The organism is Hymenobacter sp. HSC-4F20 (genome assembly GCF_019599275.1).
GTDB lineage: Bacteria > Bacteroidota > Bacteroidia > Cytophagales > Hymenobacteraceae > Hymenobacter.
This window is the reverse complement of record NZ_JAHZTD010000001.1, coordinates 1,745,797-1,762,291: the sequence shown is the minus strand read 5'-3', so window position 1 is coordinate 1,762,291 and position 16,495 is coordinate 1,745,797. Positions and strand designations below refer to the sequence as shown.

Sequence of the window (16,495 nt, the reverse complement as noted above, 5' to 3'; positions counted from 1 at the left end):
GCCAACGTCATCGGCGTAATAGGGGTAGGCCAGTTCGGAGGAACGCGCGAAAAGCTCTTAAGCCGCGGCCTGCACACCCAAGCGCAGCCCCTCTGAAAAGCCTAAGTAGGAATACCTGACCTCTGGTGGCTACTTCGGGCCGGACGTGGAGGTAGGCAGCAGCACTGTGTCCACGGAATGAATTACGCCGTTTTCCGCTACGATGTCATCGTCAACGATAGTAGTGGTGTTGCCCTGGGCATCTTTGAGCACGATGGTGGCGCCCCGGCGCACAACGGTAAGGGTTTCGCCTTGCACCGTTTGCAGCTGCAGCCCGTCGGTGAGGTTGGCGGCCAAGTAGCTGCCGGGCACTACGTGGGCGGCAAGCAGCCGCGCCAGCTGCGACTTATTAGCGGGCCTTAGCAACTCGTTAAGGCGGCCGGCGGGCAGCTTGTCGAAGGCCGCATTGGTGGGTGCAAATACAGTGTATTTGGTGGTGCTGCGGGCCGCTTCTTCAAGACCGGCGGCCTTTACGGCTTTCAGCAGGGTAGTGTGCTGAGGTGAGAGCTTCGACATACCCAGAAGGTTGCCGTTGGCGGTAGCATTTACAGCCTCGCCGGTTTGAGCCCAAGCGTTAGTGGTGCCTAGCCCCAAGGTAAAGAGGGCGGCTATCAGGAAGGAAAAGCAGATTTTGTACGACATGCGGCCAGGGGGTAAGTGGGTAGAGAATAAGTTTTTACGAGAGACTACGGGCCTGGTTCCGTACGTCTGGTTGCACGGCTGCCCGCCCACCTGGCTTGTGCCGGGCTGCTGGGGTAGCTGATTGTCACTACCCCAGCAGCCCGAACAACTTACGCCGCGAGGGTACACCCGTAGCGGCCGCGCGTTATCTTTACCCTGCCTACGGTGATGGATTTCCACCGCGAACTGCCGGAGTTTCCCGCTCCGCGCTGATGATTCCTGCTAAACCGGCCGCGCGGCCGGCCTCATCGTCTTGTTCGCCCCTGCCATGTTCCGTCGTCCTGCCTTTCTGCGCCCGCTTCGCCCCCTCGATACCCCCGCTACCCTGTGGTTTGTGCTGCGCTGGCTGCTGCTCAGCGGCTTAGTGGGGGTAGCGGCTGGCTCGGCGTCGGCCCTGTTTCTGGTGGCGTTGGAGTGGGTGACGAACTGGCGCGAGCGGCACCCCTGGGGGCTGGTGCTGCTACCTGCGGCCGGCTTCCTGATGGGGTTGGCCTACCATCACTTCGGCAACCGGGTAGGGCGCGGCAACAACCTCATCCTCGATGAAATACACGCGCCTACGGCTCCCATTCCGCTCCGGCTGGTGCCCCTGGTGCTGGGTGGTACCTTGCTCACGCACTTGTTTGGGGGCTCGGCGGGCCGCGAGGGAACAGCCGTGCAAATGGGGGGCGCCCTCGCCGACCAACTCACCGGCCTGCTGCGCCTGCGCCCCCGCGACCGGCGCCTGCTGCTGATAGCCGGGATGAGCGCAGGGTTTGCCTCCGTGTTTGGAACGCCGCTGGCCGGAGCAGTCTTTGGGCTGGAGGTGTTTCTGCTGGGTACTATCCGCTACGAGGCCGTGCTGCCCGCTTTTCTGGCTGCCCTCAGCGCCGACTTCGTCACGCGGGCCTGGGGCGTGGGCCATACGCACTACCCCCAGCTGGCGGCGGCAGCCATTACCCCGCTGGGCCTAGCGTACACGCTGCTGGTAGGAGCATTGTTTGGATTGGCTGCCCGCAGCTTTGCTACCCTCACTCATTGGATAAGCCGCCAGTTTGCGCGCATTGCCTACCCACCGCTGCGGCCGGTGGCAGGCGGCGTGCTGGTAGTGGCCGCCGTGTGGGCTTTGGGTACCACCCGCTATAGTGGCCTGGGCGTGCCCGTTATTGTGGCGGCGTTTCAGGCCCCGCTGCCGCCCCACGATTTCCTGCTGAAGCTGGTGCTTACGGCTCTTACCCTGGGGTGTGGGTTTAAGGGCGGCGAGGTGACGCCGCTGTTTTTCATTGGGGCGGCGCTTGGCAGCGCGCTGGCCGTGGTGCTGCCGCTGCCGGTGGCCCTGCTGGCTGCTATGGGCTTTGTGGGAGTGTTTGCCGGCGCCGCTAATACGCCCCTGGCTTGCACCCTGATGGGCCTGGAGCTGTTTGGGGTGCAAGCTGCTGGGTATCTGGCCCTGGCTTGCGTGGTGGCCTACCTGTTCTCGGGCCACCGTGGTATCTACTCAGCCCAAATGATTGGGCAGGCCAAGCACCTGCGGCTGGGCCGGCAGCAGGGCAAGCGGTTGGGGGAGTTGTAGGGGGTAGCACGCACAGCCGAGTTGAATCCGCCGTGGCCTCCGGCTATTTGGCTTTGAATTTCACCGGATACGGCTTTAGGAGGTAGCATTTCGCCGGCTAAAACTCGTCGTCGGTGACGAGGAACTCATCCGCATGAGTTAGCTGCAGGACCATCAACACGGTGAATGACTGCTTATCGGCTGAGAACCCGGGCCCAGCTGTGATGGGCCCGGTTGCCTTACCCCCAGGGCTGTAGTCAATGGAGGTGTTCGGGCTCATGGGCTCAGCAGATTCTATCGTCAATTTTTTCAGGGTAGGGTCTACGGCCTACTGGCCGGCAGCTAGCCCAGAACTTCTTGCTATCAGTATCAGTCGGTAACTATCCGTGGGGCTTGCTGCTGCCCAACCGTGCCCGCCAGGAGCAAGCTAGCAGCAGAGCGTTCCCCCTCACTTCAGGGTGCATAGGAAAAGGTAGAGTATAGAGAAAAGCCACCACGGGCCGGCCTTCCGTCCAGGAAGGCTGGCCCGTGGTGGCTAAAGCACGGGATAGTGGGCGCTTAGTGCGGGCCCGCTTATTCTTTCATTACCCGTTGGGTGCGGTTGATGCCTTTGCCGCGCAGCCGCACCACGTAAAGGCCGGGCGGCAGGTGGGCCGTGTAGCGGTTCAGCTCGGCTTGCAACAGCCCCGCGGAGCCTTGCAGGTGCAGCATGGGCGGCCCTTGCGGCAGGGTTAGTTCCAGGGTGAGCGGCCCGGTGCCGGCAGGCATGGTTGGCAGTTGATATACCCGGTTGCCGGCGGTAGGAGCGGGGTACACAAACAACCGAGTGGTAGCTTCGTTGGCCGCCCGCACGCCCGCAAAGTTCAACCCGATCAGCACGGGGTCGTGGTCGGAGGAGCGGAAGGGGCTGGTAGCATCGGTAGCGGCGCCGGCCACGTCGTACTGCTGAAAAAGGGGCTCGAAGGAGTTAATGTTCCACTTGTGCACATCAATAAAGCCCACCAGGTTGGGCGTCACGATGCAATGGTCGAGGGAGCCGGTAAGGCCTTTGAACACGTAGGAGGCGCTGGTAGGCGGCGTAACAACCACCAGCTCAGCCGCCCGCATAATGTCAATGGGGTCTTCCTCATAGTTGGCGTTGTAGTCGCCGATGCAGAGCACGCGCTTGCTACCTGCCGGTATCACGGTGGTAGTAATAAAGTCGACCAAGCCCTGGGCCTGGACGCGGCGCCGGTCGTTGGAGCCGCCCTGGCCATCGTTCTGGTCGGCATTCGGCCCCGTACCGCTGCCTTTGGATTTGAAGTGGTTGATAACCACGGCTACTGTATCGGGGCGGGGCTTGCGGCGGGTAATGAACAGCTGGGCCAGCGGAGGGCGCTCAAACACGCCCTGGGCGGAGGCCACTAGCGCCGGCCCCAGCAGCCGCACTTCGGCGGGCTTATACAGAATGGCGCAGTGAATCTGGTCGGTGTTGTTGGGCTGCTGGGTGGCGCCGCCATCGTTCACGAAGGCGTAAGTGCCGGCGCCCATCGCCTGGTTTAGGCCGTTCACAAGGTCCTGAATAGCCGAAGCCGGTCCGGTCCCGTCGTTTTCAATTTCCGTTAGCCCTACCACATCCGCATTCATAGCAGTCAGGGCCGCAATGATTTTACTACGCTGGCGGGCAAAGTCAGGTAGGGTTTTGGCCCCGCGGGTGGTTGGGAAGCCGCCCCCAATTCCGTTGCCGTTAAAGTAATTGAGCACGTTGAAGCTGGCCAACTTCAGGTCGAGCGGCCCGAAGGCGGGCAGGCTCGGCCGTACTACCCTTACAACCGGCGCATCGGCTCCCGGCAGCGGCTGCACCCGCCACTGATTAAAGCCATAGCCCAGAATGCCGCTCAGCCGTTCCACTTTACTACCCACCCGCACCGTGCGAAACGTGGCATCGGTATAAGGAATGGGCTGGGGGGTAGAGGCTGAGCTGCCGTCATCGAGCAGAATGGAGCGGTCGAGGTTAGCGGCTTCGTAGGCCCGGATGGCGGCCAGGTTGCTGGTGCCGGTGCTGGTGGTGCCGGTAGCCGGATTGTCGTTGGGGTCAATAAACTGGGTAGGCTGGAACAGAGTGCCACCCGGCGTGAGCGTCAGTTCGCCGCGCCGCTGCAGGTTGTACACATCTGAAACCGTCAGCGGACCCGAAAACTGCACCCGCATGCCTTCGTACCGCTCCAGGCCCGCGGCCGAAAAGCTGGCATTCGGCAGCACGACAAAAGCAGGCAGCGGGTTTCCCGAAGACACTACCCTGACGGTTGGGTCCGTCAGCACGGCCTGGTCGAAAGAGGGTGCCGCGGCAGCTTCCTGCACCGTGCCCGTCACGCGCACCAGGTCGCCGGGTTTCACAGTAGGGTTGGCCTGCACTACAAACAACGCGTCGGAGGTGGCGGCAGAGGCATCGGAAGCGGCAGGGGCCTCCTGCACGTAAAATCCGCCCGGGTTCAGCCCCGTGTAGACGCCCGTCACAATGGCTTCAACGGTGTACGTGCCCGGCGTGGCTGCGGCCTTGCTTCCCTGAATCTGGCCGATGCGCGTAACCGCCGATTGCGCCGCGCCAGTTTGAGCACAGGCTACCCCCTGATTCCAGCCCAACCCAACCAACAGTAGCGCGAGTGATATACAATGCCTCATAGAAGAAGAACTAAGCAGGACGCCCTGAAAGCATCCAAATGGGGTATAAAAGTACTATTATTTATGGTGATAATTATATAATATTAAAAGAGTACGTTGGCTTTCTGTTGTAAGGAAGCCGCCACGGCACCATTTAGGCGCAAATCAGCCAGTAGGAAGGGTTTTGCTGGCCGCATGGGGTAGCAGACTCAAGGCATATTTGCATTATATAGACTTATTTGTTGACGTTTTATAATAAATCCCGTATAGGCAGTATGAAAGGTTGATTACCTGCCATACCGTATCCTTCAACCCAACTTTCTACCTATGAAACTGTCACGCACTTCCACCTGGTCGGCTCGCGCTTTTGCTTTGCTTTTCTTCGCTGGCGCAGCTCTTTCGTCCTGCTCTAGCACCAGCACCGATTCTCCATCTGGCACCGATGGCACTACCTCGGGCTCCACGAGCGGCTCTACTTCGGGCTCTACCAGCGGCTCTACTACCACCGGCACTAGCACTTCGGGCTCTACCACCACTGGTACTACCTCGGGTTCAACTACTTCCGGCACTACCTCAGGTACTACCTCCGGCTCCACTACTTCGGGCACTACCTCTGGTACTACGCGCTAAGCCCCGGCTACCCCCACCACTAGCTGCCTTGAGGCCGGAATGCATGCATAGCATGCGTTCCGGCCTCTTCCTTTATATATCTAGCTTGAAAAACTCGCTTTTAGCTTTCAACGAGGACTGCCGGATAACCAGGTCGCCGGTGATAACGAAGGTGCGGGGCTGGAAAGCCTCTTTTTCGCGCACCTGCTCCAGAAATAAGCGAGCCGCCTGCTGCCCAATGCGGTACGGGTGCAGGTTAACCGTCGTCAGGCCGGGCTCAATCATGGAGGCCATGAACTCGTCGCCGAAGCCTACCACCGCCATGTCTTCGGGCACGCGCAAGCCGCGGGCTTTCAGCGTTACCAGTAAATCGAAGGCGTTGGTGTAGTTGATGGCGAAAATGGCATCGGGCGGGTGGGGGAGGGCCAGCCAGGTATCCAGGGCTGCTACCGCCTGCTCAGGCTTGAAGTTGATGTGAATGCGCATCTCATCGCGCACGGGCAAGCCGTATTTCTGCAGGGCACTGACGTAGCCCGCCAGGCGGTTGCGGCTGATCAGCAGGCCCTCGGGCCCGGCCAGAATGGCAATGCGCCGGGCTCCTTGCTGAATCAGGTGCTCCGTTACGTTGAAAGCCCCGTTCCAGTCATCCAGAATCACCTTGGCCGTATCTACCTCGTTGCACACCCGGTCGAAGTGCACAATGGGGATGCCCCGAGTGGCCGGCTGCTTTACGTGGTCGAAATTCTCCGTTTCGCGGGAGTGGCAGATCAGCAGCCCATCGACGCGGCTGGCAATAAGCGCCTGCACGTTGCTGACCTCCATCTCATACGACTCCTTCGACTGGCAGATCATCACGCGGTAACCCGCCTCGGCCACTACCTGCTGAATGCCGCTGACGGCCGTGGCAAAAAACGGCCGCTCAATGTCCGGAATCACCACCCCAATAGTTTTGGTTTCGCTGCTTTTCAGGCTCTGGGCCAGCAGGTTAGGCTGGTAGTCAAGCTGGCGTGCTACTTCCAGAATAGCCTGGCGGGTGTTGGCATTGATATCCGAATGGCCATTCAGGGCCCGCGAAACCGTGGAGGGGGCTACCCCCAATTCCCGCGCCACGTCGCTGATGGTAGTCTGGCGGCGTTTTTTCTCGGGGAGGGGCAGGGTTTTCTCGTCGGTAAAGTGGTAGTTGCACGCCTTGCAGTGGTAGCGCTGCCGGCCCCGGATGAAGCCCGCCCGCATTACCGCATCGGCCGAGCGGCACTTAGTGCATTTAATCATGGAAAGGAATTGAATTATTCCAAAATTGGGCAGATGATCTGAAAAACCAAGAGCAAAACCCTTCTTTTTAATTCAAGGATAATCTACAGAATTTTTTTTACTGCATCCGTACTTGTTATTACCTATCGGAAACGTTTTCGAAAACGTTTCCGATATTTTTATTTAGAAATCAAGCATTTAGGCGGGTTTTGTGGTTGTTTTTCCTCTGGATTGTTCTTCTATCTTCGGTAGTAAGTACTCCCTAACTGCTGTGCTGGCCGAAAACTTGAACAGATAGGTTAGGGAAGCCGGATTGATTCAATAATTGCACTTTTTAGCTATAAGAGCGCGCATCTTATGCTGCACACTATGCGGTGGTTCGGGCCCCAAGACCCGGTTTCTCTTTTCGCACTTCGGCAGGCGGGCTGCTCCGGCGTCGTTACGGCTCTGCACCAGCTGCCCGTGGGCACAGTCTGGAGCCAGGACGACATTCGGGCGCGGCAGCAGCTGATAGAAGCCGACAACAACCGGTACTCGCCCCTGCACTGGGCCGTGGTGGAAAGCCTGCCCGTGCACGAGGATATCAAGAAAGGCCGTCCGGCCCGCGCCGAATACATCCGGAATTACCAGGAAAGCCTGCGTAATCTGGCGGCTTGCGGGATTAGCACGGTGTGCTACAACTTCATGCCTGTGCTGGACTGGTCGCGCACCAACCTGAACTACGAAATGCCTGATGGCTCGCGGGCCCTGCGTTTCGTGTGGGAAGATTTCGCCTTGTTCGACCTGTGCATTCTGCGCCGCCCCGGTGCCGAAAACGATTACGAAGAAGAGGTGGCTGCCGCCGCCCGCGCCAAATTTGCTACCCTAACGCCTGAGGAAGTAACTACCCTTACCAACGTAGTTTTGCTGGGCCTGCCTGGGTCCGAAGAAGCGTTTGAGCTGGAAGGCTTCCAGGAGTTGCTGAATGAGTACGCGGCTATTGATGCCGACGCGCTGCGCGAAAACCTCTACTACTTCCTGCGGGAGGTAGGGCCGGTAGCCGAAGAAGTAGGCATCAACCTCTGCATCCACCCCGACGACCCACCGTTTCCGCTGCTGGGTTTGCCCCGGGTGGTCAGCACCGAAGCCGACCTGGTGGGCCTGCTGCAAGCCTACGACTCGCCGGCCAACGGCCTGACGTTCTGTACTGGTTCCCTGGGCGTGCGGCCCGATAATGATCTGCCCGGCATCGTGCGGCGCCTGGGAAACCGCATTCACTTTATCCACCTGCGCGCCACCAAGCGCGAGGAAAACCCCCGCAACTTCCACGAGGCCGACCACCTGGAAGGCGACGTGGACATGTACGCCGTGGTGCAGGAGCTGGTGCGCGAGGAGCTGCGCCGGGCGCGCACCGGCGAAGGCAACCCCAGCCTGCCCATGCGCCCCGACCACGGCCACCAGATGCTCGACGACCTGGAAAAGCGCACCTACCCCGGCTACTCGGCCATCGGGCGCCTGCGCGGACTGGCCGAGCTGCGGGGGCTGGAGTTGGGTATCCGCCGCAGCCTGCAGGCCTCCACGGATGCTACCCCTGCGCTTGCCGCCGACTCCCACGCTACCCGCTTCGTTTAGCCAACCGCCTCACCCGACCTCCTTTCTACCCGTTCCCACCTATGCTACCCCGTTTTTACCTGCTGCTCGCGTTGCTCTGCCTTGGCCTTGCCCTCCCAGGGCGCGCCGATGACGGCTACCGCCTGTGGCTGAAGTATGATGAGCTGCCCGAGGCTGGCCTGCGCAAGGCCTGGCTGGCGCAGGCACGGGGTATTGTAGTAGAAAGCAACACAACTCCCACCTTGCAAACCGCTGCCCACGAGCTGCAACTCGGGCTCCAAGGCTTGCTGGGGCGCCCGGTGCCGGTAGGGGCGGCGCCGGGCGGCAGGGGCAGCATCCGGCTGCGCGTGGCCCCGGACCCCACGCTGGGTCGGGAAGGCTACCGCATCACGAGCCAGAAAAACGGGCTGGAAATTATGGGCCCCACCGATGCGGCCGTGCTCTACGGCTGCTTTGCACTGCTTCGGCAGGTGCAAACCGGCCAGATGCCCGAAAAGCTGAGCCTGAGCAGCCAGCCCCGCATTCAGTACCGCCTGCTCAACCACTGGGACAACCCCAACGGCACTGTGGAGCGCGGCTACGCGGGCTCTTCCATCTGGAAGTGGCTGGAACTGCCCGACCGCCTCGACCCGCGCTACCAGGACTACGCCCGCGCCAACGCCTCCATCGGTATTAATGGGGTAGTACTCAACAACGTAAACGCCAGCGCCCGCTTTCTCACCCCGGAGTACCTGCAGAAAGTGGCCGCTTTGGCCGGTGTGATGCGGCCTTACGGCATCCGGGTATACCTCTCGGTGTTCTGGGCCGCGCCCAAAGTCATTGGCGGCCTACCCACTTCCGACCCCCTGGACCCCAAGGTGGCGCAGTGGTGGAAAGCCAAGACCGACGAGATTTATAAGACCATTCCTGACTTCGGGGGCTTTCTGGTGAAGGCCAACTCCGAAGGCGAGCCGGGCCCCCAGGACTACGGCCGCCACCACGCCGATGGCGCCAACATGCTGGCTGGGGCCTTGGGCTCCCACGATGGGGTAGTAATGTGGCGGGCCTTCGTGTACAAGGCCAACTCCAAGGGTGACCGGTTCAAGGAAGCCTACGAGGAGTTCCAGCCCCTCGACGGCAAGTTCAGTCCCAAGGTGCTGGTGCAGGTGAAAAACGGGCCGATTGACTTCCAGGCCCGGGAGCCGTTTCACCCGCTGTTTGGGGCCATGCCGCGCACCCCGCTGGTGCTGGAAGTGCAGCTGACGCAGGAGTACCTGGGCTTTGCTACCCACCTCGTGTACCTGGGGCCGCTCATCAAGGAATGCCTCGAAGCCGATACCCATTCCCAAGGTCCCGGCTCTACCGTGGCCAAGGTAGTCGATGGCTCCCTGGAAAAGCACAGCCTCAGCGGCATTGCGGGGGTAGCGAATATTGGTTCTGACCGCAACTGGACTGGGCACCCGGTGGGCCAAGCCAACTGGTATGCCTACGGCCGCCTGGCCTGGGACCACACGCTCAGCTCGGCCGCTATTGCTGAGGAGTGGACCAAGATGACCCTGACGCGCGAGCCCAAAGCCCTAGCCAGCGTAACGCAGGTGCTGAATCAGTCGCGGGATATTTACGTGCGCTACACCACGCCGCTGGGTCTGCACCACATCATGGGCCAGAGCATTCACTACGGCCCCGAGCCCTGGCTGGAGAAAAGCGCCCGCCCCGACTGGACCTCGGTGTACTACCACAAGGCCGATGCCGAAGGCCTGGGCTTCAACCGCACCGCCAGCGGCTCCAACGCCCTGAGCCTCTACGCCCCCGGTGCCCGCCAGGTGTGGAGCAACCCCGCCACCTGCCCGCCCGACTACCTGCTCTGGTTTCACCACGTGGGCTGGGGGCAGCAGCTGAGCACCGGCCGCACTCTCTGGGACGAGCTGACCACCCGCTACTACACCGGCGCCGACTCGGTGCTCTGGATGCAGCAGCAGTGGGAGCAAGCCAAGCCCGCCCTGGACCCCGAGCTGCACGCCGATGTAGCCGCCCGCCTGCGCATTCAGCACCGCGAGGCCCTGTGGTGGCGCGATGCCTGCGTGCTCTACTTCCAGACCTACGCCAAGCGGCCCCTGCCCCCCACGCTTACCCCACCAACCCGCCCCCTGGCCGAGGTCAAGGAGCTGGTCGACATCTACCAACTGCGCTAAAACTTCTTCGCACAGCCTCATTTTTTCTCGCATGGCACACATCGAGCTCTTCGTTTCTCCGCATACCCAGCCCAACGGCCAGCATCAGCCCAATCCGTTTTCTTTGGAAGGTAAGCTGGCCCTCATCACCGGTGGCGGCACCGGCATCGGGCTGGAAATAGCCCGTTGCATGGCTACCGCTGGCGCTACCGTCATCATCACGGGCCGCCGCGAGTCCGTGCTCCAGGAAGCCGTGGCCGACTTGGGCGCTTCCGTGCACTACCTCACCAACGATGTGTGCGAGCTGGATACCCTGGAAGACCTAGTGGAGCAAATTGAAGTTACCCACGGCCCCCTGGATATTCTGGTCAACAACGCCGGCATCAACATGAAAAAACCGGCCCTGGACGTGACCGACGAGGAATTCAGTCGCATTATCCACACCAACCTGAACGCCGTGTTTGCCCTGACCCGGGTGTGTGCCCGCCGCATGGTGGAGCGCCAAAGCGGCGTGATTCTGATGATTTCCTCCATGGCGGCCTACTACGGCATCGATAGGGTAGTGGCCTACGCCGCTTCCAAGTCGGCGGTAGAGGGCATGGTGAAGGTGCTGGCCTCGGAGTTCTCCAAGCACAACGTGCGCGTGAATGCCATTGCCCCCGGCTTCATCGAAACCGAAATGAGCCGCACGGCTATGAACTCCGACCCCGACCGCCGCGACCGGGCCATGCGCCGCACGCCCATGGGCAAGTTCGGCCAGCCTTCTGATATCGGCCACGCAGCTGTGTTCCTGGCCTCCGAGGCCGCCCGCTACATTACCGGGGCCTCCCTGCCCGTGGACGGCGGCAATTCCATTGGCTTTTAGCGCCCGCTCCACCGGGCTACCTGCAACATCCCACAATTTTAAAGTTCCCACTCCTCATGCAATCAACTATACGAAAATCGGCCCTTGGGCTGGGTTGGCCGCTGCTTGCTGCTGGCCTGCCCCTGGCTGGCGCGCTGCTGGCCCCTACGCAAGCGCAGGCGCAATCGGCCCGCACCATCACGGGCCGCGTTACGGATCAGGCTACCGGCGAGGGTATCCCGGGCGTGACGGTGCTGGTGAAAGGCACCTCCGCGGGAGCTTCTACCGGCACCGACGGCTCCTTCTCGGTGCAGGCACCGGCTGGCGGCACTACCCTGGTGTTCTCGGCCATTGGCTACACGCCGGTAGAGCGGCCCATCGGCGCCAACACCACGTTCGACGTAGCGCTTGCCACCGATGCCAAGGCCCTGAACGAGGTAGTGGTGGTAGGCTACGGCACGCAGAAAGCAGAAGCCGTAACGGGCTCCGTGGCTTCTATTAATGGAGAAGCCCTGCGCGAAGTGCCATCGGCTAACATCACCCAGGCCTTGCAAGGCCGTTTGCCAGGGGTACAGTTTTCGCAGTCCTCCTCCCAGCCAGGCGCTACCACGCAAATTCGGATCCGCGGTACCCGCTCGCTTTCGGCCAGCAATGATCCGTTGGTAGTACTGGATGGGATTCCGTTCCCGGGGTCAATCGGTGACATCAACCCCAATGATATTCAGAGTGTGGACATCCTGAAGGATGCGTCTGCCACGGCTATCTACGGGTCTCGGGGGGCGAACGGCGTTATCCTGATAACCACTAAGGGGGGTAAAACCGGCCAGAAGCCACAAATCACCTATGATGGGTTTGTGGGCGCTAAAACCCTTTTCGCCAAGTACCCCATGATGAGCGGGCCCGAGTTTGTGGCGCTTCGAAAAGCGGCGGGCGTGTATACCAACGCCCTGGACGAGGCCGACGACGTGAATACCGATTGGCAGGATATGTTATACCGCACCGGCATCCAGTCGAACCACAACCTGGGGGTTTCTGGCGGTACTGAGAACGGCCGGTATAATTTCAACGCGGGCTATTACCAGGAAGAGGGCGTAATCCCTACCCAGCAGTACACCCGCTATTCCATGCGCGGCACCCTGGACCAGGGAGTGGGCAAGTACATCCGGTTGGGCTTCACGACCAATAACAGCTACAGCTTGTCGGAAGGCTCCAACGTGGGGCTGTACGGGGTGCTGAACTCCTCGCCAATTGCCAACCCGTACAACGCCGATGGCACGCTGAAAAGAACCATCCGGATGCCGCTGGATGAGCAGTGGGTGTACAACAGAGATGTGGTGGAGGCCAATAAAGACAGATGGTTGAGTGAAACCCGGTCGTTGGCCACCTACAATACTATCTTCGGCGAAGCTCAAATTCCGGGAGTGGATGGGCTGAAGTACCGGATTAACCTGGGCGTAAACTATCGGCAGAGCCAGGGTGGTGCGTATACCGGGCAGGGTATCAACTCGGCTACCCCCACTACGGCTTCTACGGCCTCCGTAAGCAACCAGGTCACTACCGACTGGACCGTTGAGAACATCCTGTCCTATGACCGCACCTTTGCGGAGAAGCACACGATAAACGTGGTAGGTCTGTACTCGGCCTCCGACACAAAATTCAACCGGTCGCGCATTGCAGCCCGCGATATTCCCTCCGACGACTTCCAGTACTACAACCTGGGGCTGGCCGCTGGCGAAATAATTGTAGCGCCTGGTGATCAGCAGTACACCAAAAGCGGACTGATATCCTACATGGGCCGGGTGATGTACTCCTACGACGACCGGTATCTGCTGACGGCCACGGTTCGTTCCGACGGGTCCTCGCGCCTAGCGCCGGGTCACAAGTGGAATACCTACCCTGCCGTGTCGGTGGGCTGGAACATAGCCAGAGAGTCGTTTATGCAGAATATTTCAGCCGTGAACATGCTGAAGCTGCGGGCCGGTTACGGCAGAACCTCAAACCAGTCTATCAACCCGTATTCTACGCTTGGACTGCTGGCCACCCGACCGTACAATTTCGGTCCTACTAACTACCAGACGGGTCTGTTTGTGAGCCAGCTGCCTAACCCCAACCTGGGGTGGGAGTACTCTAAAACCTGGAACTACGGCCTGGATTTCGCGGTCCTGAAAAACCGTCTGTCCGGTACCGTTGAATACTACATCACCGACACCGAGGATATTTTGCTTGGGCTGCCGCTGCCTCCCACTTCGGGCGTGGATAGCTACACGGCCAACATCGGTGCTACCCAGAACAAAGGCATAGAGCTTTCTCTGAACGGCACCATCCTGGAAAACCTCAATGGCTGGACCTGGGAAGCTGGGTTCAACATCTACGCCAACCGTAACAAGATTGTGTCGCTGGCCGGAACGCAGGACCGGGACGAAAACAACTGGTGGTTTGTGGGCAAACCCATCAACGTAATCTATGATTACGAGAAAATAGGGTTGTGGCAGGAAGAAGATCCGTACCGGAACATTCTGGAGCCCGGCGGCAACGTGGGGATGATTAAGGTGAAATACACGGGCGGATACAACGCCGATGGTACCCCTACCCGAGCCATTGGTCCCCAGGACCGTCAGATTCTGGACGTAAACCCCAACTTCCAGGGTGGTTTCAACACCCGGGTAGCCTACAAAGGGTTTGATTTAAGTGCCGTAGGTGCCTTTCAGAACGGCGGCCTGCTCAACAGCACCCTCTACGGCTCCTCCGGTTACCTCAACATGCTGAACGGCCGGCGCGGGAACGTGAAAGTAGACTACTGGACGCCCGATAACCGGGATGCCAAGTACCCGAAACCCGGTGGCCTGGCCAGCGGCGACAACCCGAAATACGGCTCTACCCTGGGCTACTTTGATGCTTCCTACCTGAAGGTACGCACCATCTCCCTGGGCTATAACTTCGACAACAACGCGTGGCTGAAGAACGCCGGGGTAAGCCGCTTGCGGCTGTACGTAACGGCCCAGAACCCCTTCGTAGTGTTCTCCCCTTACAAGAAGGAGTCGGGCATGGACCCGGAGACCAACTCATTCGGCGACGAAAATGCGGCCGTTACCACGTCGTACCCACGGCGCATCCTCACGCTGGGCACCAACGCCCCGGCAACCCGTACCTACCTGGCCGGTCTGAATCTTACTTTCTAAGCAAACAGGACAATGAAAAGTCTTAACATAAAATTCTTGATTGGAGCGGCCGTCGTCTCGATGTCTACGGCGGGGTGCTCAGATATTTTGGATGAAGAGCCCCGGAGTATCTACGAGCCGGGCTTCTTCCAGACGGAAAGAGGCGTTAGTGGGGGACTGACCTCCATGTACGCGCACTTGCGCTACATCTACGGGGATGCCTACTTCTATAACACTACCCTCACGGGCACGGATGAAGTAACCTACGGCCGGGACGCGGACGAGAACTTCCTGGCCATGGACTTCTCGGGCCGGGCGGCGCTGAATGCCAACAACAGCCGGGCCGACCGGCTGTGGACGGCGGCTTTCCCCAACATCAACACGGCTAGCGGCATTATCAAGAATGCCAGTGCAGTAGGCACTATCTCACCGGCGCTGGTTGCCGAAGCCCGGTTTTTCCGCGCCTTCGACTACTTCATGCTGGTGCAGACGTTTGGCGGGGTTCCGCTGGACCTGGGAGCCGGCGAGCTGGAGTTCAACACCAACCCCATCAGAACCTCGGTTCGCAATACCGTACCCGAGGTGTACACCAAAGCTATTTTCCCGGATCTGCTGCAGGCTGTTACCGACTTGCCGGCGAATCCGCGGGTGATAGGGGGGGCTACGAAAACGCTGGCCCGCCTGTACCTGGCCAAAGCCTACCTTACCTACGCCTGGTGGCTTGAAAACCCGAACAACATCCCAACCTTCCCGCAGGCGCAACGAACCGATCCGGCCGGCCGCACCCCCCAGTATTACTACCAGCAGGCGTACGATGTGGCCATAGCCGGCATTGAGAACCCCGGTCAGTTCCGGTTGCAGCCAACGTACTACGATGTAAACCTGGCGACCAATGACCGCAACGCGGAAATGATGCTGTTCGCGGACCACACCGAATCGAGCGAGCTGTACAATGGCGGCAGCCTGACCTTCGGTAACGGCGGGGCCCCGGACAACTTTGCGGGCTGGATGATGACCTGGAACTATACCAACATCCGCAGCGCCACCAATGCCAACGGAACCGGCCCGGTATCTTCCGTTCAGCGGGAAGCCGTGCAGCCCCTGGGCCGCCCCTGGACCCGTATGGCTCCTACCATCAACGCCATCGAGAACACCTTTGCCGACAAAACGAACGACTCTCGTTTCGATGGCACCTTTACCACGGTGTACCGCGGGAACTGGCCCAAGGGCGGAGTAGCTGCGCAAACCCTGTACAACGCCAACAACCTACCCGTAACCCCGGGTAGCCCCATCCTGACCTTCCTGCCTGCAGAGCCTACCACTGCTATTACCTACCCGACTGGGGCCGGTACGAGCAACATAGGCGCCGGAACGCTTCCCGGCCGGGCCGACTATGTGATTTCGCCGAGTGGCATCAGCAGAATTGTGTATCCGGGCCTTTGGAAGCTCGGCCCGTATCGTACGGACAATGGCACTGGTCTGGGGCAGCCCAACGCCGCCAGCACCCGCCCGTTCAACATTGCCAAATTCTCGGAGCTGTACTTTGTAGCCGCTGAGGCCGCAGTGAAAGGCGCAACGCCCAAAGCAGGCCAGGGGGCCAGAGAGCTGATCAACGTTATCCGGGCCCGGGCTGGCAAGTGGCGTTTCGACAACAACGGCAACGTGGCCAAGGTGCAGGACAACAGCGCGGCGATGGTAGCGGCCACGCCGGCCACTATCGACATCAACTACATCCTGGCGGAACGCTCGCGCGAGTACTACGGCGAAGGCTACCGCTGGTATGATCTGGTGCGCACCCAGAAGTGGAATGAGCTGGCTTCTACCTACCGCATCGGGGGCAACAACTACGGCGACCATACCCCCACTACCGTGACGCGCACCATTCAGCCCTACCACTACCTGCGCCCCATTCCGCAGGTCCAGCTTGACCGCATGGACGTATCGGCCGAAGTGAAAGCCGCCTACCAAAACCCGGGCTATTAATAGCCCGATGGAAAAGGGC

11 protein-coding genes and 1 riboswitch are annotated in these 16,495 nt (G+C 60.5%); of the genes, 7 read left to right on the top strand and 4 right to left on the bottom strand.

Annotation, left to right across the window (positions count from 1 at the left end):
• Positions 1-129 precede the first annotated feature (129 nt).
• Complete coding sequence (locus K3G63_RS07575) at positions 130-681, bottom strand: fasciclin domain-containing protein (RefSeq protein ID WP_220613445.1); 552 nt, start codon at positions 679-681, stop codon at positions 130-132.
• A gap of 194 nt (positions 682-875) precedes the next feature.
• Positions 876-949, top strand: a riboswitch (Fluoride riboswitch).
• 39 nt (positions 950-988) lie between these two features.
• Here K3G63_RS07575 and K3G63_RS07570 point away from each other — a divergent pair.
• A complete protein-coding gene (locus tag K3G63_RS07570) occupies positions 989-2,272 on the top strand; it encodes a voltage-gated chloride channel family protein (protein WP_220613444.1) in 1,284 nt (427 codons plus the stop codon).
• Between the two features lie 97 nt (positions 2,273-2,369).
• Here K3G63_RS07570 and K3G63_RS07565 read toward each other — a convergent pair whose 3' ends face one another.
• On the bottom strand, positions 2,370-2,555 hold the full coding sequence (locus tag K3G63_RS07565) for a hypothetical protein (protein ID WP_220613443.1): 186 nt from the start codon (positions 2,553-2,555) through the stop codon (positions 2,370-2,372).
• 269 nt (positions 2,556-2,824) lie between these two features.
• Positions 2,825-4,912 (bottom strand): ExeM/NucH family extracellular endonuclease, encoded by a 2,088-nt coding sequence (locus tag K3G63_RS07560; RefSeq protein WP_220613442.1) that lies wholly within the window; start codon positions 4,910-4,912, stop codon positions 2,825-2,827.
• A gap of 306 nt (positions 4,913-5,218) precedes the next feature.
• On the opposite strand from K3G63_RS07560, the gene K3G63_RS07555 reads away from it, so the two are divergent.
• Entirely contained in the window at positions 5,219-5,521 is a 303-nt protein-coding gene (locus K3G63_RS07555) for a hypothetical protein (protein ID WP_220613441.1), read from the top strand.
• 72 nt (positions 5,522-5,593) lie between these two features.
• Here K3G63_RS07555 and K3G63_RS07550 read toward each other — a convergent pair whose 3' ends face one another.
• Positions 5,594-6,772: a LacI family DNA-binding transcriptional regulator gene (locus tag K3G63_RS07550; RefSeq protein WP_220613440.1), complete on the bottom strand. Its 1,179-nt coding sequence runs from the start codon at positions 6,770-6,772 to the stop codon at positions 5,594-5,596.
• 336 nt (positions 6,773-7,108) lie between these two features.
• Here K3G63_RS07550 and uxuA point away from each other — a divergent pair, with 336 nt between their 5' ends.
• Genes uxuA through K3G63_RS07525 form a run of 5 tightly spaced genes read left to right on the top strand, consistent with a single transcriptional unit; the run spans position 7,109 to position 16,476 of the window.
• Positions 7,109-8,362, top strand: a complete 1,254-nt coding sequence (gene uxuA / locus K3G63_RS07545; RefSeq protein ID WP_220613439.1) for a mannonate dehydratase — start codon at positions 7,109-7,111, stop codon at positions 8,360-8,362.
• A gap of 41 nt (positions 8,363-8,403) precedes the next feature.
• On the top strand, positions 8,404-10,512 hold the full coding sequence (locus K3G63_RS07540) for an alpha-glucuronidase family glycosyl hydrolase (RefSeq protein ID WP_220613438.1): 2,109 nt from the start codon (positions 8,404-8,406) through the stop codon (positions 10,510-10,512).
• A 31-nt stretch (positions 10,513-10,543) separates the two neighbouring features.
• Positions 10,544-11,356: an SDR family NAD(P)-dependent oxidoreductase gene (locus tag K3G63_RS07535; RefSeq protein WP_220613437.1), complete on the top strand. Its 813-nt coding sequence runs from the start codon at positions 10,544-10,546 to the stop codon at positions 11,354-11,356.
• A gap of 56 nt (positions 11,357-11,412) precedes the next feature.
• A complete protein-coding gene (locus K3G63_RS07530; RefSeq protein ID WP_220613436.1) occupies positions 11,413-14,514 on the top strand; it encodes a TonB-dependent receptor in 3,102 nt (1,033 codons plus the stop codon).
• A gap of 12 nt (positions 14,515-14,526) precedes the next feature.
• On the top strand, positions 14,527-16,476 hold the full coding sequence (locus K3G63_RS07525) for a RagB/SusD family nutrient uptake outer membrane protein (protein ID WP_220613435.1): 1,950 nt from the start codon (positions 14,527-14,529) through the stop codon (positions 16,474-16,476).
• Positions 16,477-16,495: the final 19 nt, after the last annotated feature.

Excerpts from the sequence above, each read along its gene's own strand:
- K3G63_RS07570 (WP_220613444.1), top strand. The coding sequence starts at position 989 with ATGTTCCGTCGTCCTGCCTTTCTGCGCCCGCTTCGCCCCCTCGATACC.
- K3G63_RS07530 (WP_220613436.1), top strand. The coding sequence starts at position 11,413 with ATGCAATCAACTATACGAAAATCGGCCCTTGGGCTGGGTTGGCCGCTG.
- K3G63_RS07535 (WP_220613437.1), top strand. The coding sequence starts at position 10,544 with ATGGCACACATCGAGCTCTTCGTTTCTCCGCATACCCAGCCCAACGGC.
- K3G63_RS07560 (WP_220613442.1), bottom strand. The coding sequence starts at position 4,912 with ATGAGGCATTGTATATCACTCGCGCTACTGTTGGTTGGGTTGGGCTGG.
- K3G63_RS07555 (WP_220613441.1), top strand. The coding sequence starts at position 5,219 with ATGAAACTGTCACGCACTTCCACCTGGTCGGCTCGCGCTTTTGCTTTG.
- uxuA (WP_220613439.1), top strand. The coding sequence starts at position 7,109 with ATGCTGCACACTATGCGGTGGTTCGGGCCCCAAGACCCGGTTTCTCTT.
- K3G63_RS07540 (WP_220613438.1), top strand. The coding sequence starts at position 8,404 with ATGCTACCCCGTTTTTACCTGCTGCTCGCGTTGCTCTGCCTTGGCCTT.
- K3G63_RS07525 (WP_220613435.1), top strand. The coding sequence starts at position 14,527 with ATGAAAAGTCTTAACATAAAATTCTTGATTGGAGCGGCCGTCGTCTCG.
- K3G63_RS07550 (WP_220613440.1), bottom strand. The coding sequence starts at position 6,772 with ATGATTAAATGCACTAAGTGCCGCTCGGCCGATGCGGTAATGCGGGCG.
- K3G63_RS07575 (WP_220613445.1), bottom strand. The coding sequence starts at position 681 with ATGTCGTACAAAATCTGCTTTTCCTTCCTGATAGCCGCCCTCTTTACC.